Consider the following 21,427-nt stretch of genomic DNA (forward strand, 5'->3'; position numbering starts at 1 on the left):
GGACGGTGCGCGCCGTTCCTAGTGTGTGAGCCATGCCTCACCCGCTGACGCCCCTGCCGGTCCACACCGTGACCCGGGACGCCCCACTGCGCGCCGACGACGCGGCCGAGCACGCGGTGACCGCCGACGTCTGCGTCGTCGGCTCCGGCATCGCCGGCCTGTCCGCCGCCGTCGAGTCCGCCCGCCTCGGCCGCGACGTCGTCCTCGTCGACGCCGCCCCCGTCCTCGGCGGGCAGATGGTGAACTCGCTGATCGGGCTGTTCTGCGGGGTCTACGGCAACGGTCCGGAGTTCCGGCAGCTGACCCACGGGCTGTTCGACTCCCTGTTCCCCGACCTCGAGGCGAGCGGCGACCTGTTCCGCCGCTCCGGCCACACCCTCACCGTCGGCTACGACGAGGTGCGCCTGGGCCGCTGGGTCGAGGACACCGTCCGCGCCCACGGCATCAGGGTCCTCACCAACGCCACCCTCACCGGCGTCGAGCGCGACGGCGACCGTGTCCTCGGAGCCCGCCTCGCCACCCGCTACGGCGCCGTCGACGTCACCGCGTCCGGATTCGTCGACGCCAGCGGCGACGCCGCGCTCGCCTGGGCCGCGGGCCTGGAGTGCCGGCTGCCCGACCGGGAGATCTACGGCAGCCAGCAGCTCGTCGTCGAGCATCTCGACGCCAGTGCCGCCCCCGAGCCGGCCGAGCTCGCCGAGCGGGTCGCGGCCAAGGCGGGCGACTACGGCCTGCTCCGCCGCGACGGCCTGGCGTTCTACTTCCCGGGGCGCGACACCGCCGTGCTCAACATGACCCACATCGAGGCGCCGCTGGACCCGTTCGCCGCCGCCGAGGCCCAGCTGGAGGGGAAGGCGCAGGCCGACCGGGTCGTCGAGTTCCTGCGCGCGGAGTTCCCCGAGGTGTTCGGCAAGGCCGCGGTGCGCTCCTACGGGCTGCCCGGCCGTCGCCAGACCCGCTGGATCGCCGCCGTCCACCAGCTGACCGTCGAGGAGGTGCGCGCCGGGGTCCGCTTCGACGACGCCGTGGCCCGCACCGCGTGGCCGATCGAGCTGCACGACAGCCCCGACGGCTACGTCTGGGAGACCTTCGACGCCGACCACCTGCACTACGTGCCGCTGCGCTCGATGCTGCCGCCCGGCGCGTCCAACCTGGTCGCCGCGGGCCGCTGCATCGACGGCGACGCCGCCGCCCTGTCCAGCGTGCGCGTCATGGGCCCGTGCGCGGCGATGGGCCACGCCGCCGCACACGCCCTCGACCTCGCCGGACCGGCGGGCAGCCTGCACGACGTGCCCGCCGGTGCCCTCACCGACCGGATCCGGGAGAACGTCGACGGCTGACCCGGCCCCGCCGCCACCACCACGAGGAGACAGGCAACGATGCCCGGAGGCGCTCCGTGATACTCACCGACGACGACCGCAGGATGCTCGACGGGGCCGAGGGCCCCGCCGTCGCCGCCGCGATGGACCTGCTCACCCGCTACGCCGAGGCGCTGGACGCGGAGCGGCTCTGCTCGGTCCGCAACGTGGCCGGGACCGCCACCCAGCCCTCGCCGCTCAAGGCCCGGCTGGTCGCCGAGGGCGGCTGGGACCGCGCCTTCTCCGTCATCAACCTCGACAGCGACACCACGCACGAGATCCCGCCGATGGCGGTGCCCACCTGCCAGCTCCAGCAGGGCTTCGGCGCCGATGCGGCCGCCGTCGCGCCCTACCCCGCGGAGTTCGTGGAGCTGCAGGCCGACGCCGAGACCTTCTACGGCCGTCGCGGCGTCTCCATCCTCGCCACCTGCACGCCGTACCAGGTCGGCAACCTCCCGGTCCGCGGCGAGCACTGCGCCTGGATGGAGTCCTCCGCGGTCGTCTACGCCAACTCCGTGCTCGGCGCCCGCACCAACTGCGAGGGCACCGCGTCCACCGGCGCGGCGAGCCTCACCGGACGCGTCCCGTGCTGGGGCAACCACCACGACGCCCACCGCCGTGGCACCCACCTGGTCCGGGTCGACACCCCGGTCGGCGGGTTCCTCGACTGGGGGCTGCTCGGCTACTTCACCGGCGAGGTCGTGCAGGAGGCCCGCCCGGTCGTCACCGGCGACCTCGCCCTGCCCGACCTCACCGACCTCAAGCACTTCGGCGCCGCGGCCGCCTCCTCCGGCGGGGTCGAGATGTACCACGTCCCCGGGGTCACCCCGGAGGCCCCGACGGTCGAGGCCGCCTTCGGCGGCAGCGTCCCGGTCGACGCCGTCGTCTACGGCGCCGCCGAGCGGGCCGCCACCTACGCCCGGCTCAACGACCAGGGCACCAGCGGGTCCGTCGACTTCGTCCTGCTCGGCTGCCCGCACGCCTCGCTCGACCAGATCCGTGACGTCGCCCGGCTCCTCGACGGCCGCCGCCTGCACGACGGCACCTCGCTGTGGATCATGGCGCCGCGGGCGCTGGCCGCGGTCGCCGAGCGCAGCGGCTACACCGCCGTCATCGAGGCGGCCGGGGCGAAGGTGCTCACCGACTCGTGCCCGGCCATGTCCCGCCTCGCCCCGCCGGGCACGCGGGTGTTCGCCACCGACTCCGCCAAGCAGGCCCACTACCTGCCCGCGATCCTCGGGATCGAGGCGTGGTTCGGCACCACCGAGGACTGCGTGCACGCCGCGGTCACCGGTCGCTGGTCGGGTGAGCTGCGATGACCGCGACGGTCGGCACCGTCCTGCGGGGCCGCACCGTGGTCCCCGGTGTGGTCACCGGCGAGGCGCTGGTCTCGCCGGAGACGATCTCGGGGTGGGGCGGCATCGACCCGGCGAGCGGGACGATCGTCGAGGCCCGGCACCCGCTGCAGGGTGTCTGCTTCACCGGGCGGATCCTGGTGTTCCCCGGCGCCAAGGGCTCCTCGGGCTGGTCGGCGTTCTTCCAGAGCACCCGGCTGCTCGGCACCGCCCCACTCGGGATGATCTTCACGGTCACCACGACGAAGGCCGCGCTCGGCGCCGTCGTCACCCGCGTCCCCGCACTGGCCGACCTCGACGTCGACCCGGTGCGGGTCCTGCGCACCGGTGACCGCATCCGGCTCGACGCCACCGCGGGCACCGTCGAGCTCCTCGCGCGGGCGGACGGGCACCGGGCGGGGGAGGGGACATGAGGCTCGCCGTGCTCCCCGCCGACGAGCTCGCCCCCGGGGAGCACCGCGTGGTGCGGGTGGGCACCCGCTCGATCGGCGTCTTCCGGGTCGGCGACGACTACTACGCCCTCGCCGACCACTGCCCGCACCAGGGCGGCCCGCTGTGCCGCGGCTCCGTCGCCGGGGCCCCTGTGGCGACCGGCCCGGCCGACGTGCGGCTCGACGACGACCACGTGCTCGTCGCCTGCCCCTGGCACGGCTGGGAGTACGACGTGCGCACCGGCCGCTCCTACCAGCCCGGCGACGCCCCCGCCCGCAGCCTCCCGGCGTCGGTCGAGCCGGGCCCGCCGGGGATGACACCCGGCCCCTACACCGCCGAGACCTTCGAGGTCACCGTCGAGGACCGCTGGGTGGTCATCGACACCGGCCGTCGCCCCGCCACCGAGGAGACGTCATGACCACCACCGACTCCGCCACGGCCACCACCCGGGCCCCGGCCCGGCGCCGCGCCCGGACCCCGATCGTCGACGCCGACATCCACCCGGTCGTCACCGCCGACCGGCTCGCGGCCGCGCTGCCCGAGCCCTGGCGGCGCCGTCTGCACCGGTTCGGGCTGCGCGGCGCGCCGCCGCCCGCGGTCTACCCCCGGGTCCGGCACGGCGGCATGCGCCGCGACGCCCACCCCGACGCGGCCGGCGGCCCCGCCCGGCCGCCCGGCAGCGACCTCGATCTGATGCGCAGCCAGCTGCTCGACCCCTACGACGTCGTCGCCGGGGTGCTGATCCCGATGCAGGGGCACACCGCGGGCGCCGAGGAGCCCGCGTTCGCCGCGGCGCTGTGCCGGGCGTACAACGATGTGCTCGTCACCGACTGGCTCGACCCCGAGCCGCGGCTGCGGGCCAGCATCTGCATCCCGCACGAGTCGCCGGCCGAGGCCGTCGCCGAGATCGAGCGCCGCGCCGACGACCCGCGGTTCGTGCAGGTCCTGTTCCCCAGCGGCACGTTCCTGCCATGGTCGGACCCCAAGTACCGGCCGATCCACGCCGCGGCCGCCGCGCACGGCCTGCCGGTCGCGATCCACCTCGGCGGCACCGAGGGCCACCGCGGCGACGGCTGGCCGTCGTTCTACCTGGAGCAGCACGCCTGGTACGGCAACGCGGTCGCGGTCGCGCTGACCGGGCTGGTCGCCGGCGGCGTCCTCGACGCGGTACCGGACCTGCAGTTCGTGCTCGTCGAGGGCGGGGTGTCCTGGCTGCCGTCGCTGCTCTGGGGCCTCGACGACGCCTGGGAGCTGTGCCGCGACGACGTGCCGTGGCTGACCCGTCCCCCGTCGGAGATCGTGCGCGAGCGGGTCTGGTTCACCACCCAGCCGATCGACGAGCCGCCGGTGCCCGCGCACCTGGCGACGACCTGGGAGCAGACCGGGATGACCGACCGGATCCTGTTCTCCTCCGACTACCCGCACTGGGACTTCGACGACCCGATCACCGCGCTGCGGGTGCTGCCCGCGGCGCTTCGCCGGCCGATGGCGGCCGCCAACGCCGCCCGCCTCTACGGCCTGACCCTGACCGGGAGCGAGGAATGAGCGCCGAGCCGGCCGAGGAGTTCTTCGACGCCGACACCCACGTCGCACCGGCCTCGATCGCCGACCTCTCGCCGCTGCTGAGCCCCTACTGGCGCGACTACGCCCTGGGGGCCGCGCTGCGCGTGGACCCCGTCCAGGCCGGTGCCTACCCGCCCGCGATGGTCGAGGGCCCCGCTCCACACGACGTGGCGACCCTGCGCGCCGCCGTCCTCGACCCCCCGGCCCCCGGTGGCGGACGGGTCACCACGGCGATCCTGACCTGCACCACCGCGTTCGACGTCAGCCGCAACCACGCGTTCGAGGCCGCCCTGTGCCGGGCGGTGAACACCTGGGTCGCGCAGCGGTTCCTCGACCACGAGCCCCGCGCCCGCGGGTCGGTCGCCGTGCCGCTCGGTGACCCGGCGGCGGCCGTCGCCGAGATCGAGCACTGGGCGGACGACCCGCGCTTCGTGCAGGTGCTGCTCCCGGTGCGCGGCCACGACCTGCGCTGGGGTCACCCGGTGTTCCGGCCGGTCCTCGCCGCGGCCGCCGCGGCCGGGCTGGTCGTCACCCTGCACGCCTGGGGCCGGGTCGGCAGCGCCCCGACCACGACCGGGTTCACCCACACCTACCTGCAGGACTACCTGTCCCACGGGCAGGTCGCGCAGTCCCAGCTGGTGTCGCTGGTCGCCGAGGGCGCCCTCGGGGCGCTGCCCGGACTGCGGGTGACCGTCGCCGAGTGCGGGTCGTCCTGGCTGCCGCCGCTGCTGTGGCGGCTGGACAAGGAGTGGCGCGGCATCCGCCGCGAGGTGCCGTGGGTGGACCGGATGCCGTCGCAGTACGTCCGCGAGCAGGTCCGGTTCACCACCGCGCCGGTCCATCTGCCACGCGACCCCGGCGAGCTGCGCGACGCCCTGGACGTCCTCGGCGCCGCCGAGATCCTGCTCCACGCCGGTGACCACCCGCACCGCCACGGCGACGGGGCGGCCCGGCCGCCCGGGCCGCGGTCCGCCACGGCAACGCCACCGCGTGGTACCGCGGCAGTGACACCGCGTGGTACCGCGGCAGCGACACCGCGTGGTACCGCGGCGCCGACACCGCGTGGCACCGCGGCCCGGACACCGCCGCCACACCGTCGCCGTCCTTCGCGTCGACCCACCACGTACCGGAGGTCCCCCGATGACCCGCACGACGACCCGGCTCGCCGCGGTCCTGCTCGCCGCCTGCCTCGTCCTCGCCGGATGCGGGTCGGGCGGCGGCGGCCAGGACGGCCGCGACCGGATCACCTTCCTCAACATCCTGCCGATGGAGTCGCTCGGCTACGCCGCCGAGATGGTTGCCGACACCAAGGGCTTCTTCGCCGCCCACGGTCTCGACGTGACCTTCGAGGCCACGCAGGGCTCCGCGCCGGCCATCCAGACCCTGCTCGCCGGGTCCGCGGAGATCTCCCGGATCGGCGACATCGAGACGATGGTCGCCGCGGGGGAGCGCGGCGCACCGCTGGTCGCGATCGGCGGGGTGGTGCACGACGGGCCGCTGCGCCTGGTCTCCTCCCGGCGGGCGCCGATCACCGACGCCGCGCAGCTGCGCGGCAAGTTCGTCGGGACGCCCTCGGAGGGTGGCACCAGCTCCATCACCCTCGACCTGATCGCCGGGTCGGCCGGGATCGCCCCCGCCGAGCTGCGGCGTCAGGTCGTCGGGCTCAGCCCGGGCGTGTTCGACCTGGTGAACACCGGCCGCGTCGACGCGTTCATCGTCTCGCTCGACACGGCGATGCTGCTGCAGGCGACCCGGCCCGAGGCCGTCGTCTACGACCCCAACGACGCGATCTCCGCCGGGTCGCAGATCTACGCCACCTCGAAGGCCACCGCGGCCGACCCGGCCGAGCAGGACAAGCTGCGCCGCTACCTGGCCGCGATCGCCGACGCCACCGCCTTCATCGCCGCCGACGAGGCAGCCGGCTTCACCGAGACGATGCAGCTCATCGGCTCGAAGTACCAGGTCTCGACGCTGGACCGGCCCGAGGTCGCCCGCGCCGCGCTCGCCGCCTACGTCGACGGCTACGCCGCGGGCCGGGGCCCGACCGGCATCGACCCGCAGCGCTGGCAGGCCACCTACGACGAGGTCTCCTCGGTCGGTCAGGTCCCCGCCGGCCAGGACCCGGCGCAGTGGCTCGACGCCGGCCTCAACGGCACGGAGGGCACCCGATGAGCACCCCGACGACACGACGACGGTCCCCGGCACCGGAGCAGGAGACGAGCATGACCCAGGAGACGGCGATCCGCTCCACCGCACAGGCGGCCCCGACCGGGGGCGCGGTCGGCCTGCGGGTGTCCGGCGTGGACAAGGTGTACCCGACCCGGCGCGGCGAGGTGCGCGCGTTGTCGGGGATCGACCTGGAGGTCGCCCGCGGCGAGTTCGTCTCGCTGGTCGGGCGCTCGGGCTGCGGCAAGACGACGTTGCTGCGGATCCTGTCCGGTCTGCTCGCCCCGTCCGCGGGGCTCGTCGAGGCCGGCGGCCGGCCCGCCTGGGCCGCCGGCCGTCGCGACGACGCGGTCTTCGCCGAGTTCGGGCTGGTGTTCCAGGAGGCGAACCTGTTCCCGTGGTTCACGATCACCGACAACGTCGCGCTGCCGCTCAAGCTGCGTGGCGTGCCGCGCGCCGAGCGGCGGGCCCGGGCCGCAGAGCTGTGCGCCACCGTCGGCCTCGGCGGGTTCGAGGACTCCTACCCGCGCGAGCTGTCCGGCGGGATGCGCCAGCGGGCGGCGATCGCCCGCGCGCTGGCCTGTGACCCGTCGGTACTGCTGATGGACGAACCGTTCGGTGCGCTGGACGCCCTGACCCGCGACCGGATGAACCTGGAGCTGCAGCAGATCCACGCCGTCTCCGGCGCCACCGTCGTGTTCGTGACCCACTCGATCCCCGAGGCCGTGTTCCTGGCCGACCGCGTCGTGCTGCTGACCCCGCGCCCGGGACGGATCCGGTCGGTCACCGCGATCGACCTGCCCCGCCCGCGGTCCGCGGCGACCGAGACGACACCGGAGTTCGGCGCGCTGGTCGCCGGGCTGCGCACCGAGCTGGACCGGGAGGACTGAGCCGATGACCACGACCGAACGGCCCGCCGCGGCGACCGACCCCGCCACCCCCGTGACCGACCCGGGCGGCCCGGAGAAGGAGTCGCCGTGGTTGCGGCGCCTGCCGTGGATCTCCGGACCGGTGCTCCTGCTGCTGCTCGTGGGGGTCTGGCAGTTCACCGTCTCGGTGGTCGGGGTCTCGGAGTTCATCCTGCCCGCGCCGGCCGCCGTCGTCGGGGCGCTGGGGGAGCTGCTGGCCGACCCGGAGATCTGGGGCCACATCGGCGTGACGCTGCTGGAGGTCCTCGTCGGGTTCGGCGCCGCGCTCGTCGCGGGCGTCTGCGTCGGCGCGGTGCTCGGGCGCATCGAGTGGCTGCGCCGCGCGGTGCAGCCCGCCCTGGTCGCGCTGCAGGTCGTGCCCAAGGTCGCGTTCGTGCCGATCTTCGTGATCTGGTTCGGCTTCGGCCCCACCTCGAAGATCATCATGGCCGGGCTGCTCGCGTTCTTCCCGATCATGCTCAACGTGATGCTGGGGGTGCGCTCGGTCGAGCGCGGGCACCGCGACGTCATGACCGGGCTGGGCGCCTCGCGCTGGGCGACGTTCCGGAACCTGGAGCTGCCCGCGACCCTGCCGTACGTGTTCGCCGGCGCCGAGGTCGCGATCGTGTTCTCGGTGATCGGCGCGATCGTCGGTGAGTACCTCGGCGGCAGCGCCGGGCTCGGCTACCTCGTGGTGTCGAGCCTCAACGCCCTGGACGCGCCACGGCTGTTCGCGGTGATCGTGCTGCTCGCGGTGCTGGGGTCGCTGCTCTACATGATGGTGACGACTGCGAAGCGCCTGGTCATCCCGTGGCACGAGTCGGTGAACACCGGGGTCTGACCGGCCGCGGCGGCACGGCGACCCGAGCACGGCTGCCGAGCACGGCGGCGCCGCCGGGGTCATGCCCCGGCGGCGCCGCGGGCCCAGTCGGTCAGCACCGGCACGACGACGGCGAGTGCCTGCGGCTCGCGTGCCCACCCGATGTGCGGGCGCGCCCCGGGGACGTCGAGGTGGTGGCGGCTCCGGGTCGCCGCGCCGAACATGGCCAGCAGCGCGTCGACCGAGGCGGGCGGGGCGAACCCGTCGCGGTCGAACCCGATCCCGAGAACCGGCAGGTGCACCGCGGCGATCGACGGGGTGTGGTCGACCCGCGGCGTGCCGAACGCGAGCCGCCCGGTGCGGGCCCACCGGCCCCAGTCGCACATCTGCCCGCGGGCCTCCCGCCCGGCGAAGCCGATCCGGTCGCCGGGGAAGTGCCCGATCAGCGTCGACGCGGCCACGACGGCCTGGGTGCGCAGCAGGTGCGCGAGCCCCCAGACCCGCCAGGCGACGCTGCCCGACGCGACCAGGGCGACACCGTCGATGCGGTCGGGGTGCCGTGCGGCATGGGCGGCGGCGAGGTGCCCGCCGAGGCTGTGTCCGACGACGAACACCGGCGCGCCCGGCCGCGCGGTCCGCACCGCCTCCACGGCGGCGGCGAGGTCACCGACGAGGTCCTCGTAGCCGAAGTCGTTGCGGCGTCCCGGCGGGGGAGCGGGGCGGGCCTGGTGCCCGCGCAGCTCGGTGACCGCGGCGGCGACACCGGCGTCGGTCAGCGCGGTCATCAGCGGGGCGTAGAACGACGCCCGCAGCCCCATCGCGGGCACGACCAGCAGCACGGGCGCACCGGGGTCGGGCACCGGGTGCAGGGTCAGCTCCAGCGGGGCCGGGGCCGGACGGTCCAGGACGATGGTGACGGGCACGCCGGTGATCCTCTCCCGGCCGCCCGCGGGGTCAGGCCGGGACCCCCGCCAGCGTGCGCAGGCCGGCGTCGAACACGGCCATGATCTCGTCCACCAGCTGGGGCAGCGTCGGCGAGCGCGGGTCCACGCCGTGGTCGCCCAGCCAGTGCTGCACCGCGACGCGCAGCCCGGTCACCGCGGCGGCCGCGGCCAGGGTCGGGTAGAGGTCGCGGGCCGGGTCGGACCCGGTCCGGGTGACGACGGCCTCGGCCAGCGCCCGCTCCTGGGCGGCGAACACGGCCAGCTGGTGCGCCACGATCGTCGGGTGCCCGCGCAGCGCCCGCAGCGCCTGCACCCGGTCGAGGTAGCCGGGGTCGGTGACCACGGCGCGCAGTGCGTGCCGCAGCGACTCGGTGACCGGCTCGTCGTCGGGGCGGGCGGTGAACGCGGTCAGCAGGGTGTCGGCCGCCGACTCGTTGGCCGCCACGACCGCCTCCTCCTTGGAGGTGAAGTAGTTGAAGAAGGTACGGGGCGCGACGTCGGCGGCGTCGGCGATCTGCTCGACGGTCACCGCGTCCAGCCCGCGGGCGCTGCACAGCCGCAGCGCGGCACCGGCGAGCGCGGCGCGGGTGGCGGCCTTCTTGCGCTCGCGACGCCCGGGGGCGGTCTGCTCAGCCACGGTCGGCTCCGGTCCGCTCGCGCTCGGGCGCCTCGATGACCGAGACGAGCTCGTGGCGGCCCGGTTGCCCGCCGGTCCCTGCCATGCCGTCGGTGGGGCCGTCGACGGGTGTGCCGGTCGGCAGGTCGACGTCGAGGCGGAGCCCGTCCGAACCGACGGTGACCCGGCGCGCGGCGGGGCGGCTCTCCCAGCGGTACACGGTGGACACGATCCCGGTGGCGACGCAGATGCGGTAGTGCCCGTCGGCGTCTGCGCGGGTCCGGCCGAGCTCGTCGCCGGTGGGGTCGAGGACGGTCAGCACGGCACCGCCCGCCGGGGCTCCGTCGGCCCGCACGAACCCGTGCAGCACCGGACCGGACGGACCGGTCGGCGGGACCGGGGTGACGGTGGCCCCGGCAGCGGGGTCGGCCGGCTTCTCGATGTCGAGGGTGTCGCGCAGCGGCACCTCGCGCAGGGCCAGGATCGCCACCAGCGCCAGTGCGGCGAGCGGCGCGGCCACCAGGAAGATCATCGAGGTGGCGTGCCCGTAGGCCTCCATGACGATCGAGCGCACCGGCTCGGGCAGGTCGCCCAGGTGCGGAACCTGGCCGCCGCCGACCGCCGCCCCGCCGTCGACGCCGGCCTCGGCCAGCCCGGCCGCGGTCCGGGAGCCGACCACGGAGGCGAGCAGCGCGCCCAGCCCGGCGACACCGGCCGAACCGCCCAGCGAGCGGAAGAAGGTCACCGTGGAGCTCGCGGCGCCCATGTTCCGCAGCGCGACGGTGTTCTGCACGGCGAGCACGAGGTTCTGCTGGGTGCTGCCGACGCCGATGCCGACCAGCGCCATCGCGACCGCGACCAGCCAGTACGGCGCGGTCGAGGAGATCACCGCGGCACCGAGCGACAGGCCCGCGGTCAGCGAGACCGCACCGCCGACGAGGTAGCGCTTCCAGACGCCGGTGCGGCTGATGAGCTGGCCCGCGATGTTCGACGCGCCGAACATGCCGACGATCATCGGCAGCGTGAGCAGCCCGGCCTCGGTGGCCGTGGCGCCCCGGGCGAGCTGGAAGTACTGCGACAGGAAGATCGTGGAGCCGAACATCGCGACGCCGACGAAGAGGCTCGCGACGGTGGCGAGCACGACGGTGCGGTCGCGGAACAGGAACGGCGGCACGACCGGGTCCTTCGCCCGTCGCTCGACGACGACCGCGGCCACCAGCAGCACCAGGCCGGCGCCGATCAGGCCGAACGAGGTGGGCGAGGCCCACGCGAACTGCTTGCCGGCCAACGAGGTCCACAGCAGCAGCGCCGACACCGCGGCGGCGATGAGGGTGGCACCCAGGTAGTCGATGCTGACGCGCTCGCCGTCGGCACGGACGGGGGTGGGCACGTTCAGGGTGCGCTGCAGCACGAGCAGCGACAGCGCGGCGAGCGGGACGCCGACGAAGAAGCACCAGCGCCAGCCCAGCGGCGAGTCGACGATGATGCCGCCGAGCAGTGGCCCGCCGACGACGGCGATCGACATGATCCCGGAGAGGTAGCCCATGTAGCGGCCGCGCTCGCGCGGGGTGATGATCGCCGCGATCACGACCTGGGTCAGCGCCTGCAGACCGCCCATGCCCAGGCCCTGCAGGACCCGGAAGCCGATGAGCTGACCGGTGGAGACCGCCAGCCCGCAGAGCAGCGAGCCGACCAGGAAGATCCCGATCGCGGCCTGGACCAGCAGCTTCTTGGAGTAGAGGTCGGTGAGCTTGCCCCAGATCGGGGTCGAGGCCGTCATCGCCAGCAGTGACGCCGAGACCACCCACGTGTACTCGGCCTGCGTCCCGCCGAGGTCGCCCAGGATCCGGGGCAGCGCGTTCGACACGATCGTGCTGGACAGCACGCCGACGAACAGCGCCATCAGGAGGCCGGTCAGGGGGAGCAGTACGTCGCGGCGGTGGGCCGCGGCCTCCTCGGGGGTGCGCGCGGGGCGGGTAGTTGACGTCACGCAACGATTCTGACGCAAAGATGCAGACTGTGCAAGTTTGCCGATCGTGCGTCGGCGCACACTCTGCACCGATGCGGCCCGGGCGGCCCGAGCCGTCCCTGCCGCCGCGTGAGCTCCACGCCGGGAGCCCCCGCGCCGGGGGCGGACCCGGGCGGGGACGGACTCAGGCGGTGGCGGGCTCGTCCGGCCGGACGGCCAGCTTGGCCAGGCGCTTCTCGGTCGGCCAGCGGACGTTCCACGCCCAGCCCAGCTTCTCGAACAGCCGGATCGTGCCGGCCGAGATGTCGATCTCGCCGCGGCCGACACCGTGCCGGGCCGAGGTGGGATCGGCGTGGTGCAGGTTGTGCCAGGACTCGCCCATGCTGGGGATGGCGAGCAGCCAGACGTTGGTGGAACGGTCCCGTGCCTTGTACGGCCGCTCGCCGACGAGGTGGCAGATCGAGTTGGTCGACCACGCGACGTGGTGCGACACCGCGACTCGGACCAGCCCGGCCCAGAAGAACGCGGTGAACGCTCCCCACCAGGACCAGGTCACCAGGCCGCCGACGACGCCGGGCCCGAACACGGACAGGATCGTCAGGACCGTGAAGCCGCGGTGCACCCGGTCGATGTCGGGATCGGCGAGCAGGTCCGGGGCGAAGCGGCGCTGGTCGGTCAGCGACCGGTCGAAGATCCAGCCCATGTGGGCGTGCCAGAAGCCGCGGACCAGTGCGGCGGGGGAGGTGCCGTAGCGCCACGGCGAGTGCGGATCGCCCTCGGCGTCGGCGTAGGCGTGGTGACGGCGGTGGTCGGCCACCCAGTGTCGGACCGGCCCCTGCACGGCGAGGCTGCCCGCGACGGCGAGCGCGATCCGCAGGGGCCGGTTCGCGGTGAACGAGCCGTGGGTGAAGTACCGGTGGAAACCGACGGTCACCCCCAGCATCGACACGACGTACAGGCCGAGCGCGAGGCCGGCGTCGAGCCAGGTCAGCCCCCAGCCCCAGGCGAGCGGGACGGCGGCGACAAGCGCGACCGCCGGGACGATCGCGAACGCGTAGACGAACAGGTGCGGTACGGGATGGCGGAGCCGGTCGGAGAAGTCCGAGCGCGGCGCGGGCCGGGTGTCGGTCACGCCCACGATGGTTCCGGCTCGCACCAGAACGGACAGTGGGGACAACCCCCCTCACGTAACCTGAGTGAGGACTTCTCAGGTCTGGCCGTGGGGCCGGCGCAGGACACCATCGGAGCTCGACGAAGGGACCTCGCCGTGGCGGACCTCCTCGGCCGACCCGGGAACCGGCGGGCCCGGCTGCGTGCCCTGCTCGACGCCGGCACCCCGGTGCTCGCCCCCGGCGCCTACGACGCGCTGTCCGCGCGGCTGGTCGAGCAGGCCGGGTTCGACGTCGTCTACATGACCGGGTTCGGGACGACGGCCGGGGTGCTCGGCCGCCCCGACGTCGGGCTGCTCGGGGGTGCGGAGATGGCCGCGCACGCGGGCAGGCTGGCCGACGCCGTCGACCTCCCGGTGATCGCCGACGCGGACACTGGCTACGGCAACCCGCTCAACGTCATCCGGACCGTCCGCGACTACGAACGGGCCGGGGTCGCCGCGCTGCTCCTGGAGGATCAGGTCATGCCCAAGCGGTGCGGGCCGAGGGCGGCCGCACCCCGCCGCTGTCGCGCGACCGGCTCGCCGAGCTCGGATTCGCCCTGGTCCTGTTCCCGGTGGGCACCCTGCTCGCGGCGACGGCCGGGATGCGGGAGCTGCTCGAGCGGCTGCGTGCGGAGGGCACACCGGCGACGCTGATCGACCGGCTCGGCGGTCTCGATGCGTTCGCCGAGCTCGCCGGGCTCGGGGAGGTCCGCGAGCTCGAGCAGCGCTACCGCGCCGACGGCGGCTGACCGGTTCCCGGCCGCCGCCCGCCGTCCACATTCCTCCGCGGGGAGATTGGCACTACACGGTCACGAGTGGCGGGTCGATATGTCGTCCACCACACTTGGCGCAGATGACCTTGCCGACCTGCGGACGTCGACCGGAACGGGGCGGGCCGGCAGGGTCCCGGAATCGCCCCAGGGGGCGGTGGATCGTGCAGCAGAACACTCCCCGGCTCCGCATCTGCGAACGATGCTGGTCGTCGGTCGCGGACGGCTCGGTCTGTCGGATCTTCCGGCACTCCGACCCCACCGCTCCGCTGGAGAGGCCCACCTTCTCCTACCGTCACCTCGACGGTGACCCGGCGTGCAGCGGGGCGCAGCAGCCCGAGCTGGAGACGAGGTGGGTCGCATGAGCGCGCTCCCCGTGCCGGGACGCACGCTGCGCCCGGTCCCCGCGCCGGTCGCGCGCGCCCGGACCGTGCCGCCCGGCCGGCCCGCACCGCATGTCCGAACCGCGCCGCCCGCCCGGACCGTGCTCCCGCCGGCCGACCCGCTTCCGGTGTCGTCGGCCGCCCTGGAACGGCTGCGCGAGAACCTCCGACGCGTGCTGGCCGGTCTGCGCTGGCCCGCCCACCGCTGGCAGATCCTCGCCGAGGTCGAGGCGTGGGGGGTGAGCGGCCTGGTCCGCGAGCAGCTCGTCCCGCTGCCGGACGGGCGGTACCCGTCGTTCGAGGCCGTGGTCGAGCTGCTCACGGCCGCGGCGCACGACCGGCTGCGCCCGGCGCCGGTCCGGCCCGCGGTCGGCGCCGACCGGCTGCACCCCCTGGAGTCGGCCAGGGAGTCGGCCCTGGGGTCGGCCGGTGTCCCGCGGCACCTGCGGCGCGCCGTGGGCGGGTCCGCACCCGGCACCGGGCACCGCCCGGCCTGAGTCCCGACGGGGCGGTGCGATCGCCCCGTCCGTACGGCCGTGTCGGCCGGGGTCGGCGGTCCCGAATCCGCCGGCCCCGGCCGGGGCGACCACCCGTCCGCTCCCCAGCGACGGGTGGTGGGTCCTCGGGCTGCGTGGCCCGCGACGGGGCTGAGGCTGCCGGTGTCGACCGACCGGCCACGCGAGGTGATGTATATCACGTGGGGCGGCCCGGTTGGTCCGCTTTCCCCGAACCGGGCGACGGTATCGATCCAGCCGGCGGTGCGCGTGTAGCCCGTGGATCACCGGGAAGGTCGCTGGTGCCGGTCCCGCGGTGGGCTCGGCACGAGCGAGGAGGCGGACGTGGCGGGGCAGACGGCGATCGGGCTGGCGGTCGAGACGGCGGGGCCGGGGGTGCGGCTGGTCCGGGTGTCCGGGTGGCTGGACCGTCCGGGCGTGGAGGCACTGGCCCGGATGCTCGACGCCCAGACGCGGTGCGGCCGAATCCCGGGCCACCTCGTCGTCGACCTCTCCGGGGTCAACGCCTTCGACGGGCCCGCCACGGAGCTGCTCGGTGCGGTCGTCGCCCGCTCGCGTGCCGACGGCGTGCGGCTGCACCTGGCCGGGTGCGGCGGCCGGGCGGAGCTGCTGCCGCTGCGTGCCCGCCAGGTCCTGCAGCGGTGCAGCGCCTTCCCCTCCGCCGAGGTCGCCGTCCGGGCACTGACCGCGGCCCGCCCCGGTGCCGCTGGCGAGGGCGGGAGCGTGCCCGGACCGCGCCGGGCCGGCGACGACCGCACGGGGGACCGCAGGGACCGCACGGACGACCGGCCGGTCTCCTCCGCCACCTGACCGCGACCGGCCCGGGGTCGGCCCGGGGCCCTCAGCCCGCCGCGTCGTGGGCGCGGCGCACGGCGGCCGCGCCGTCGTCGTCGAGCTCGCCCCAGCAACGCAGCCGGGACAGCCCGCCGTCGGGGAACACGTCCAGGCGCAGGTGGGTGGCCGCGGTGGCGCCGGGCAGCAGGAACCGGTGCCGGGTGTCGGGCTGCACCCGCTCGCGGTCCCGCAGCACCGTCCACGACCCGCCGGTGCGCTCGTCGCGGGTGCTGATCGAGACCCAGCCCGGCGCGTTCCCGACGAACCAGGTCGTGTCGACCTCCACGTGCCGCGGCACTCCGCCCGCGGCGAGGGCGAACTCGACCCAGTCGTTGCCGCCGTCGCGGCGCCGGGCGTTCTCCCAGCCCTCGCCCATGTGCCGCGCCTTCCCGGGCAGCAGCAGGTTGCCGGGGGAGGAGTAGAACTCGTCGGAGCAGCCCGTGACGTGCCCGCCGTTCTCCGCCGCGAGCAGGTCCACGGTGCCCTCCAGGAACCGCGGGTCGGGCAGCACCCGGCCGAGCACCCGGAACCGGGCGATCCCCCCGTCGGGGTGCATGATCAGGCGCAGGTGGGTGGCCCGGCGGGTGTCGGTCACCGGGTAGACGTTCGCGGTGTGCCCCGCGCAGGCCGATCGCGGCACGATCTCGTGCCAGGGTGCCTTCTCCAGCTCGTCGGGCGAGGGGTGCCCGTCGACGGCGGTCGCCTCCACCGCGATCTCCGGCGGGTAGTTGCCCTTGAACCAGGACGTGTCGACGACGACGTGGTCCACCACACCCGGCGCGCCCAGGCGGACCAGCGCCCAGTCGTGGCCGGGCTCGCGGCGACGGCGGGTCTCCCAGCCGTCGTAGACCTTGCCCTTGAGGCCGAACTCGTCGGGGTCGAAGCGGGGCGGCGCGGCGGTGATGAGGTTCTCGCGCTGGGCGAAGAACTCGTCGTTCGCGGCGACGACCGAGCCGCCGAGCGCGCGGGAGGCCAGGTCGATGAGCGAGGGGTCGGTCACGGTCTGCTCCTGATCATCGGACGGGTGGGGGACGGGTGGTCGGCGGCGATCCGGGCGCCGAGCAGGCGCAGGAGCTCGGCGGCGCGGTCGACGGCGTCGTGCTGGTCGCGCGCGGTGTCGGCCAGGGCGTAGGCCCCGGCGAACCCCGCGGTCCGCAGCGCGGCCGCGTCCAGCGTGACCTGGCCGGCGACGGCGACGACCGGGACCCCGGCCACCCGCGCGGCCGCGGCCACCCCGGCCGGGGCCTTGCCGTGCAGGGTCTGGGTGTCCAGCCTGCCCTCCCCGGTGACGACGAGACCGGCACCGGCCAGCTCGTCGTCGAAGCCGGTCAGCTCCAGGACGGTACCGACGCCGGGGACGACCCGCGCACCGCAGACCGCGGTCAGCGCGAGCCCGGCGCCCCCGGCGGCACCCGCCCCCGGCGCGGCGGCCAGGGTGGCCGGGTCCCCGCCGGTGGCGGCGGCGAGCACCCGCACCCAGCGGGCCAGCGCGGCGTCGAGCGCGGCGACCCCGCCGGCGTCGGCGCCCTTCTGCGGACCGTAGACGGCCGCGGCGCCGTGCGGGCCGAGCAGCGGGTTGTCGACGTCGGCGGCGAGCCGGACCCGGACGGCCGGGTCCCGTAGCCGCGGGTGCAGCCCGGACAGGTCGAGCCGGTCGGCCCGGGCCAGCGCCGCGCCACCCCGCCCGACGTCGGCGCCGTCGGCGTCGAGCACGCGGGCGCCGAGCCCGCGCAGCAGCCCGGCGCCGCCGTCGGTGGTGGCGCTGCCCCCGAGCCCGACGACGACGTCGGTGCCCCCGGCGTCGAGCACCGCGGCCAGCACGGTCCCCAGCCCCTCGGTGCCCGCGCCGCCCGGGTCGCGCACCCCGCCGGGCAGGACCGCGAGCCCGGCCGTCGACGCCAGCTCCACCAGCGCGGACGCCCCGGACCGGGCCCAGACGGCCGTCAGCGGAGCCCCGGTGGGTCCGGTCGCGACGGTCGCGACCGGCTCCCAGCCGGCGGCCAGTGCCGCGGCGACCGTGCCCTCCCCGCCGTCGGCGACCGGGCAGCGACGCACCGGGCGGCCCGGGTCGGCGTCGGCGATCCCGGCCGCCAGCGCGTCGGCGACGGCGGCGGCGTCCAGCGAGCCCTTGAACTTGTCCGGGGCCAGCAGGATCGCGCTCACCTGAGGTGGGCCAGCGCGGTCGGGGCGTCGGCGGGGGTCTGCGCGAGGTCCTCGAACTCGGTGACGGCGTCGATCTCGGTGCCCATCGCGATGTTCGTGACCCGCTCCAGCACCACCTCGACGACGACCGGCACCTTGTGCTCACGGGCCAGCTGCGACGCCCGGCGCAGGGTCGTGGCGAGCTCGTCGGGGTCGGTGACCCGCAGCCCCACACAGCCCAGACCCTCCGCGACGCGGACGTGGTCGACGCCGTAGCCCTTCGGCAGTCCGGTGAGTTCCTCGTCGGCGTGCATGTTGTCGAAGGCCAGCGAGACCTCGAAGTCCATGTCGAACGCGCGCTGTGCCTGCCGGATCAGCCCCAGGTAGGAGTTGTTGACCACGACGTGCACGTAGGGCAGCCCGAACTGGGCGCCGACGGCGAGCTCCTCCAGCATGAACTGGAAGTCGTAGTCGCCCGAGAGCGCGACGACCGGGGTCGACGGGTCGGCGACGACGGCGCCCAGCGCCGCCGGGATGGTCCAGCCCAGCGGTCCGGCCTGGCCGCAGTTGACCCAGTGCCGGGGCCGGTAGACGTGCAGGAACTGACCGGCCGCGATCTGGGACAGCCCGATCGTCGTCACGTAGCGGGTCTCCGGGCCGAACACCCGGTTCATCTCCTGGTAGACCCGCTGCGGCTTGATCGGCACGTGCGGGAAGTCGGTGCGCCGCAGCAGCGTCGCCTTCCGCTCGCGGCAGGACTCGGCCCAGGCGCTGCGGTCCGGCAGGGTCCCCGCGTCGCGACGGCGGCGGGCCTCGGTCAGGAGGGCGCGCAGCGCGGCCCCGGCGTCGGAGACCACGCCGTAGTCGGGGGCGAAGACCCGCCCGATCTGCGTCGGCTCGATGTCGACGTGGACGAACCGACGCCCGCGCCGGTAGGTGTCGAGCCCGCCGGTGTGCCGGTTGGCCCACCGGTTGCCGATCCCGACGACGACGTCGGAGTCCAGGAACGTGGCGTTGCCGTAGCGGTGCGCGGTCTGCAGGCCGACCATCCCGGCGGCGAGCGGGTGGTCGTCGGGGATCGTGCCCCAGCCCATCAGGGTCGGGACCACCGGGACGCCGAGGATCTCGGCCAGCTCGACGAGCTCGGCCGAGGCGTCGGCGTTGACGATCCCGCCGCCCGCGACGATCAGCGGTCGCTCGCCTTCGGCGAGCAGGTCCAGCACCCGCGACGCCTGCGGGCCGGTCATCGCCGGGCGGTGCACCGGCAGCGGGGCGTAGGTGTCGGGGTCGAAGTCGATGACGGTCTGCTGCACGTCGATCGGCAGGTCGATCAGCACGGGCCCTGGACGGCCGGACCGCATGAGGTGGAACGCCTGGGCGAACGCGCCCGGCACCTGCGCGGCCTCGCGCACGGTCATCGCCATCTTGGTGACCGGTGCGGCGATGGCCGCGATGTCGACGGCCTGGAAGTCCTCCTTGTGCAGCCGCGCGACCGGCGCCTGTCCGGTGATCGCCAGGATCGGGATCGAGTCCGCCGACGCCGAGTACAGCCCGGTGACCATGTCGGTGCCCGCCGGGCCGGACGTGCCGATGCAGACGCCGATGTTGCCCGGACCGGACCGGGTGAAGCCCTCGGCCATGTGCGAGGCGCCCTCGACGTGGCGGGCCAGGACGTGGCCGATCGTGCCGCGGGCGCGCATCGCCGCGTAGAAGGGGTTGATCGCCGCGCCCGGGACGCCGAACGCCTGCGTGGCGCCCTCGGCCTCCAGGATGCGGACGGCGGCCTCGGCCGCGGTCATCCGGGTCATGACAGGTCCCCGTTCAGGCGGCGGACGGTGCGGTGCAGGGCGGAGTGGTCGAGCCCGCCGTCGCCGGCGGCACGGGTCGCGGCGACGAGCTGGGCGACGAGCGCGGCCACCGGGGCGACCACACCGGCCTCCCGGGCGGAGTCGGCGACGATGCCCATGTCCTTGTGGTGCAGGTCGATCCGGAAGCCGGGGGAGTAGTCCCCGGTGAGCATCTTCTGCGCCTTCTGGTCGAGGACCTTCGAGCCGGCGAGCCCGCCACCGAGCACCTCGACGGCCGCGTCGAGGTCGGCGCCGTGCGCCTGCAGGAACACCAGTGCCTCACCGAGCAGGGCGATGTTCCCGGCGACGATGAGCTGGTTCGCGGCCTTGACCGTCTGTCCGGCCCCGGACGGGCCGACGTGCACGACGGTCTTCCCGACGACGTCGAGCAGCGGCCGGGCCGCGGCCACGTCCGCCCCGTCGCCGCCGACCATGACCGACAGTGCGGCGTTCTCGGCGCCCGCCTGGCCGCCGGAGACCGGGGCGTCGAGCATCCGCAGGCCGCGCTCGGCGGCACGGGCGGCCAGGTCCCGGGCGACGTCGGGCCGGATCGTCGAGAAGTCGACGACCAGGGTGCCGGGCTCGGCGGTGTCGAACACCCCGCCGTCGCGGGTGCAGACGTCGACGACGTCGGGGGAGTCGGGCAGCATCAGCGCCACGACCTCGGCCTTGGCCACCGCCTCGGCGACCGTCGCCGCGGCGCGGCCGCCGTCCGCGGCCAGCGCCTCGGCCTTGCCCGGGCTGCGGTTGAACCCGACGACGTCGTGCCCGGCGCGCACGAGGTGGCGGGCCATCGGGCCACCCATGATGCCGAGACCGATGAACGCGACGGTGCGGGTGTCGGTGCTGCTCATGCGGACGCTCCCTGTCCGACCAGCCAGCCGAACGGGTCGGCGGTGACGGGCTTGTACTCGAGGCCGACCGGCCCGTCGTAGCCGGCGGCGACGACCCGGGCGAGCAGGTCGGTGATCGGCAGGTCCCCGGTGCCGGGCTCGCCGCGGCCGGGGGAGTCGGCGATCTGGACGTGGCCGATCCGGTCGGCGTGGCGGTCGATCGCGGCCGCCGGGTCGTCGCCGTTCACGGCCAGGTGGTAGACGTCGAGCAGCAGCCGCAGGTGCGGCGACCCGACCCGGTCGAGCACGGCGACGGCGTCGTCGGCGGTCCGCAGCGGGTAGGCGTCGACGCCGCTGACCGGCTCGAGCAGCGCGACCGCGCCGATCCGGGCGGCCGCGTCGGCGGCGAGCGCGAGGTTGCCCCGCGCCGTCTCGTCCTGGACGCGCGGGTCCAGGTCGTCGCGACGGTTGCCGTAGAGGGCGTTGAAGCCCAGCGTGCCGAGCCGCTCGCCGATGCCGACCGCGACGGCGACGTTGTCGGCGAACTCCCCCGCGCGGGCGGGGTCGGACAGGATGCCGCGCTCCCCGGCGGGCATGTCGCCCGCGGAGAAGTTGAGCCCGGTGAGGGTGACGCCGGCGTCGGCGACGGCGGTGACGAAGGCGTCGACCTCGCGGTCGCCGGGCACGGAGGCGGCGAAGGGCCACCAGAACTCGACGGCGTCGAAGCCGGCCGCCGCGGCGGCCGCGGGACGCTGCAGCAGCGGCAGGTCACCGAGGACGATGGAGCAGTTGACGGTGTAGCGCACGAAGGGGCCTCCT

General features: G+C 75.2%; 23 protein-coding genes. 13 read left to right on the forward strand and 10 right to left on the reverse strand.

The window, feature by feature from the left end; translation table 11 throughout:
- Positions 1-32: 32 nt before the first annotated feature.
- From KPL59_RS25960 to KPL59_RS25980, 5 genes are read left to right on the forward strand one after another with little or no spacing between them, the layout of a single operon-like run.
- Entirely contained in the window at positions 33-1,340 is a 1,308-nt protein-coding gene (locus KPL59_RS25960) for an FAD-dependent oxidoreductase (protein ID WP_226362323.1), read from the forward strand.
- A gap of 56 nt (positions 1,341-1,396) precedes the next feature.
- Positions 1,397-2,677, forward strand: a complete 1,281-nt coding sequence (locus KPL59_RS25965; RefSeq protein ID WP_226362324.1) for an aconitase X catalytic domain-containing protein — start codon at positions 1,397-1,399, stop codon at positions 2,675-2,677.
- Entirely contained in the window at positions 2,674-3,126 is a 453-nt protein-coding gene (locus KPL59_RS25970; RefSeq protein ID WP_020626400.1) for an aconitase X swivel domain-containing protein, read from the forward strand. Before KPL59_RS25965 ends, KPL59_RS25970 begins: the two co-directional genes overlap by 4 nt.
- Entirely contained in the window at positions 3,123-3,563 is a 441-nt protein-coding gene (locus KPL59_RS25975) for a Rieske (2Fe-2S) protein (RefSeq protein WP_226353421.1), read from the forward strand. The genes KPL59_RS25970 and KPL59_RS25975 overlap by 4 nt, the downstream gene beginning before the upstream one ends.
- Positions 3,560-4,690, forward strand: a complete 1,131-nt coding sequence (locus tag KPL59_RS25980) for an amidohydrolase family protein (protein WP_226362325.1) — start codon at positions 3,560-3,562, stop codon at positions 4,688-4,690. The genes KPL59_RS25975 and KPL59_RS25980 overlap by 4 nt, the downstream gene beginning before the upstream one ends.
- On the opposite strand, the gene KPL59_RS36045 is transcribed toward KPL59_RS25980, so the two are convergent.
- Positions 4,657-5,631, reverse strand: coding sequence for a hypothetical protein (locus KPL59_RS36045; protein WP_255677778.1), 975 nt, complete (start codon positions 5,629-5,631; stop codon positions 4,657-4,659). The two genes, KPL59_RS25980 and KPL59_RS36045, sit on opposite strands and share 34 nt — an antisense overlap.
- A gap of 217 nt (positions 5,632-5,848) precedes the next feature.
- Between KPL59_RS36045 and KPL59_RS25990 the strand changes: the two genes are divergently transcribed.
- Genes KPL59_RS25990 through KPL59_RS26000 form a run of 3 tightly spaced genes read left to right on the forward strand, consistent with a single transcriptional unit; the run spans position 5,849 to position 8,623 of the window.
- On the forward strand, positions 5,849-6,880 hold the full coding sequence (locus KPL59_RS25990; protein WP_226362326.1) for an ABC transporter substrate-binding protein: 1,032 nt from the start codon (positions 5,849-5,851) through the stop codon (positions 6,878-6,880).
- Positions 6,877-7,764 (forward strand): ABC transporter ATP-binding protein, encoded by an 888-nt coding sequence (locus KPL59_RS25995; RefSeq protein WP_226362820.1) that lies wholly within the window; start codon positions 6,877-6,879, stop codon positions 7,762-7,764. Before KPL59_RS25990 ends, KPL59_RS25995 begins: the two co-directional genes overlap by 4 nt.
- Before the next feature lie 4 nt (positions 7,765-7,768).
- Complete coding sequence (locus KPL59_RS26000) at positions 7,769-8,623, forward strand: ABC transporter permease (protein ID WP_226362327.1); 855 nt, start codon at positions 7,769-7,771, stop codon at positions 8,621-8,623.
- 59 nt (positions 8,624-8,682) lie between these two features.
- Here KPL59_RS26000 and KPL59_RS26005 read toward each other — a convergent pair whose 3' ends face one another.
- The 4 genes from KPL59_RS26005 to KPL59_RS26020 form a co-directional block, all read right to left on the reverse strand.
- Positions 8,683-9,525 (reverse strand): alpha/beta fold hydrolase, encoded by an 843-nt coding sequence (locus tag KPL59_RS26005; RefSeq protein ID WP_226359179.1) that lies wholly within the window; start codon positions 9,523-9,525, stop codon positions 8,683-8,685.
- A gap of 31 nt (positions 9,526-9,556) precedes the next feature.
- Entirely contained in the window at positions 9,557-10,183 is a 627-nt protein-coding gene (locus KPL59_RS26010; RefSeq protein ID WP_226362328.1) for a TetR/AcrR family transcriptional regulator, read from the reverse strand.
- Complete coding sequence (locus KPL59_RS26015) at positions 10,176-12,152, reverse strand: MFS transporter (protein ID WP_226362329.1); 1,977 nt, start codon at positions 12,150-12,152, stop codon at positions 10,176-10,178. Before KPL59_RS26015 ends, KPL59_RS26010 begins: the two co-directional genes overlap by 8 nt.
- Positions 12,153-12,315: 163 nt before the next feature.
- Positions 12,316-13,263, reverse strand: coding sequence for an acyl-CoA desaturase (locus KPL59_RS26020; RefSeq protein ID WP_043281069.1), 948 nt, complete (start codon positions 13,261-13,263; stop codon positions 12,316-12,318).
- Positions 13,264-13,398: 135 nt separating this feature from the next.
- Between KPL59_RS26020 and KPL59_RS26025 the strand changes: the two genes are divergently transcribed.
- The 5 genes from KPL59_RS26025 (at position 13,399) to KPL59_RS26045 (ending at position 15,762) form a co-directional block, all read left to right on the forward strand.
- The gene (locus KPL59_RS26025) at positions 13,399-13,938 is read left to right on the forward strand and encodes an oxaloacetate decarboxylase (protein ID WP_226359181.1); all 540 of its coding nucleotides are present in this window, start codon (positions 13,399-13,401) and stop codon (positions 13,936-13,938) included.
- Entirely contained in the window at positions 13,887-14,033 is a 147-nt protein-coding gene (locus KPL59_RS26030; protein ID WP_226362330.1) for a hypothetical protein, read from the forward strand. The genes KPL59_RS26025 and KPL59_RS26030 overlap by 52 nt, the downstream gene beginning before the upstream one ends.
- 185 nt (positions 14,034-14,218) lie before the next feature.
- Positions 14,219-14,419 carry a hypothetical protein gene (locus tag KPL59_RS26035; protein WP_043281068.1) on the forward strand — a complete coding sequence of 67 codons (201 nt, stop codon included), beginning with the start codon at positions 14,219-14,221 and terminating at the stop codon, positions 14,417-14,419.
- The gene (locus tag KPL59_RS26040; RefSeq protein WP_226362331.1) at positions 14,416-14,934 is read left to right on the forward strand and encodes a hypothetical protein; all 519 of its coding nucleotides are present in this window, start codon (positions 14,416-14,418) and stop codon (positions 14,932-14,934) included. The genes KPL59_RS26035 and KPL59_RS26040 overlap by 4 nt, the downstream gene beginning before the upstream one ends.
- Before the next feature lie 342 nt (positions 14,935-15,276).
- On the forward strand, positions 15,277-15,762 hold the full coding sequence (locus KPL59_RS26045; protein ID WP_226359184.1) for a sodium-independent anion transporter: 486 nt from the start codon (positions 15,277-15,279) through the stop codon (positions 15,760-15,762).
- Positions 15,763-15,793: 31 nt separating this feature from the next.
- Here the strand turns inward: KPL59_RS26045 and alc are convergent, their stop codons facing one another.
- From alc to KPL59_RS26070, 5 genes are read right to left on the reverse strand one after another with little or no spacing between them, the layout of a single operon-like run.
- Positions 15,794-16,786 (reverse strand): allantoicase, encoded by a 993-nt coding sequence (gene alc, locus KPL59_RS26050; RefSeq protein WP_075306586.1) that lies wholly within the window; start codon positions 16,784-16,786, stop codon positions 15,794-15,796.
- Positions 16,783-17,949 carry a glycerate kinase gene (locus tag KPL59_RS26055; protein ID WP_226362332.1) on the reverse strand — a complete coding sequence of 389 codons (1,167 nt, stop codon included), beginning with the start codon at positions 17,947-17,949 and terminating at the stop codon, positions 16,783-16,785. The genes alc and KPL59_RS26055 overlap by 4 nt, the downstream gene beginning before the upstream one ends.
- Positions 17,946-19,736 carry a glyoxylate carboligase gene (gene gcl / locus KPL59_RS26060; protein ID WP_075306584.1) on the reverse strand — a complete coding sequence of 597 codons (1,791 nt, stop codon included), beginning with the start codon at positions 19,734-19,736 and terminating at the stop codon, positions 17,946-17,948. Before gcl ends, KPL59_RS26055 begins: the two co-directional genes overlap by 4 nt.
- The gene (locus KPL59_RS26065; protein ID WP_226362333.1) at positions 19,733-20,629 is read right to left on the reverse strand and encodes an NAD(P)-dependent oxidoreductase; all 897 of its coding nucleotides are present in this window, start codon (positions 20,627-20,629) and stop codon (positions 19,733-19,735) included. The genes gcl and KPL59_RS26065 overlap by 4 nt, the downstream gene beginning before the upstream one ends.
- A complete protein-coding gene (locus tag KPL59_RS26070; protein WP_226362334.1) occupies positions 20,626-21,414 on the reverse strand; it encodes a hydroxypyruvate isomerase family protein in 789 nt (262 codons plus the stop codon). The genes KPL59_RS26065 and KPL59_RS26070 overlap by 4 nt, the downstream gene beginning before the upstream one ends.
- Positions 21,415-21,427: the final 13 nt, after the last annotated feature.

It is taken from the genome of Pseudonocardia sp. ICBG1142 (assembly GCF_020496255.1).
GTDB lineage: Bacteria > Actinomycetota > Actinomycetes > Mycobacteriales > Pseudonocardiaceae > Pseudonocardia.

What these genes read in the sequence shown, in the direction of transcription:
- KPL59_RS25995 (WP_226362820.1), top strand. Translation starts at nt 6,877, where the DNA reads ATGAGCACCCCGACGACACGACGACGGTCCCCGGCACCGGAGCAGGAG.
- KPL59_RS25970 (WP_020626400.1), top strand. Translation starts at nt 2,674, where the DNA reads ATGACCGCGACGGTCGGCACCGTCCTGCGGGGCCGCACCGTGGTCCCC.
- KPL59_RS26040 (WP_226362331.1), top strand. Translation starts at nt 14,416, where the DNA reads ATGAGCGCGCTCCCCGTGCCGGGACGCACGCTGCGCCCGGTCCCCGCG.
- KPL59_RS25980 (WP_226362325.1), top strand. Translation starts at nt 3,560, where the DNA reads ATGACCACCACCGACTCCGCCACGGCCACCACCCGGGCCCCGGCCCGG.
- gcl (WP_075306584.1), bottom strand. Translation starts at nt 19,736, where the DNA reads ATGACCCGGATGACCGCGGCCGAGGCCGCCGTCCGCATCCTGGAGGCC.
- KPL59_RS26065 (WP_226362333.1), bottom strand. Translation starts at nt 20,629, where the DNA reads ATGAGCAGCACCGACACCCGCACCGTCGCGTTCATCGGTCTCGGCATC.
- KPL59_RS25975 (WP_226353421.1), top strand. Translation starts at nt 3,123, where the DNA reads ATGAGGCTCGCCGTGCTCCCCGCCGACGAGCTCGCCCCCGGGGAGCAC.
- KPL59_RS25990 (WP_226362326.1), top strand. Translation starts at nt 5,849, where the DNA reads ATGACCCGCACGACGACCCGGCTCGCCGCGGTCCTGCTCGCCGCCTGC.
- KPL59_RS26030 (WP_226362330.1), top strand. Translation starts at nt 13,887, where the DNA reads ATGCGGGAGCTGCTCGAGCGGCTGCGTGCGGAGGGCACACCGGCGACG.
- KPL59_RS26000 (WP_226362327.1), top strand. Translation starts at nt 7,769, where the DNA reads ATGACCACGACCGAACGGCCCGCCGCGGCGACCGACCCCGCCACCCCC.
- KPL59_RS25960 (WP_226362323.1), top strand. Translation starts at nt 33, where the DNA reads ATGCCTCACCCGCTGACGCCCCTGCCGGTCCACACCGTGACCCGGGAC.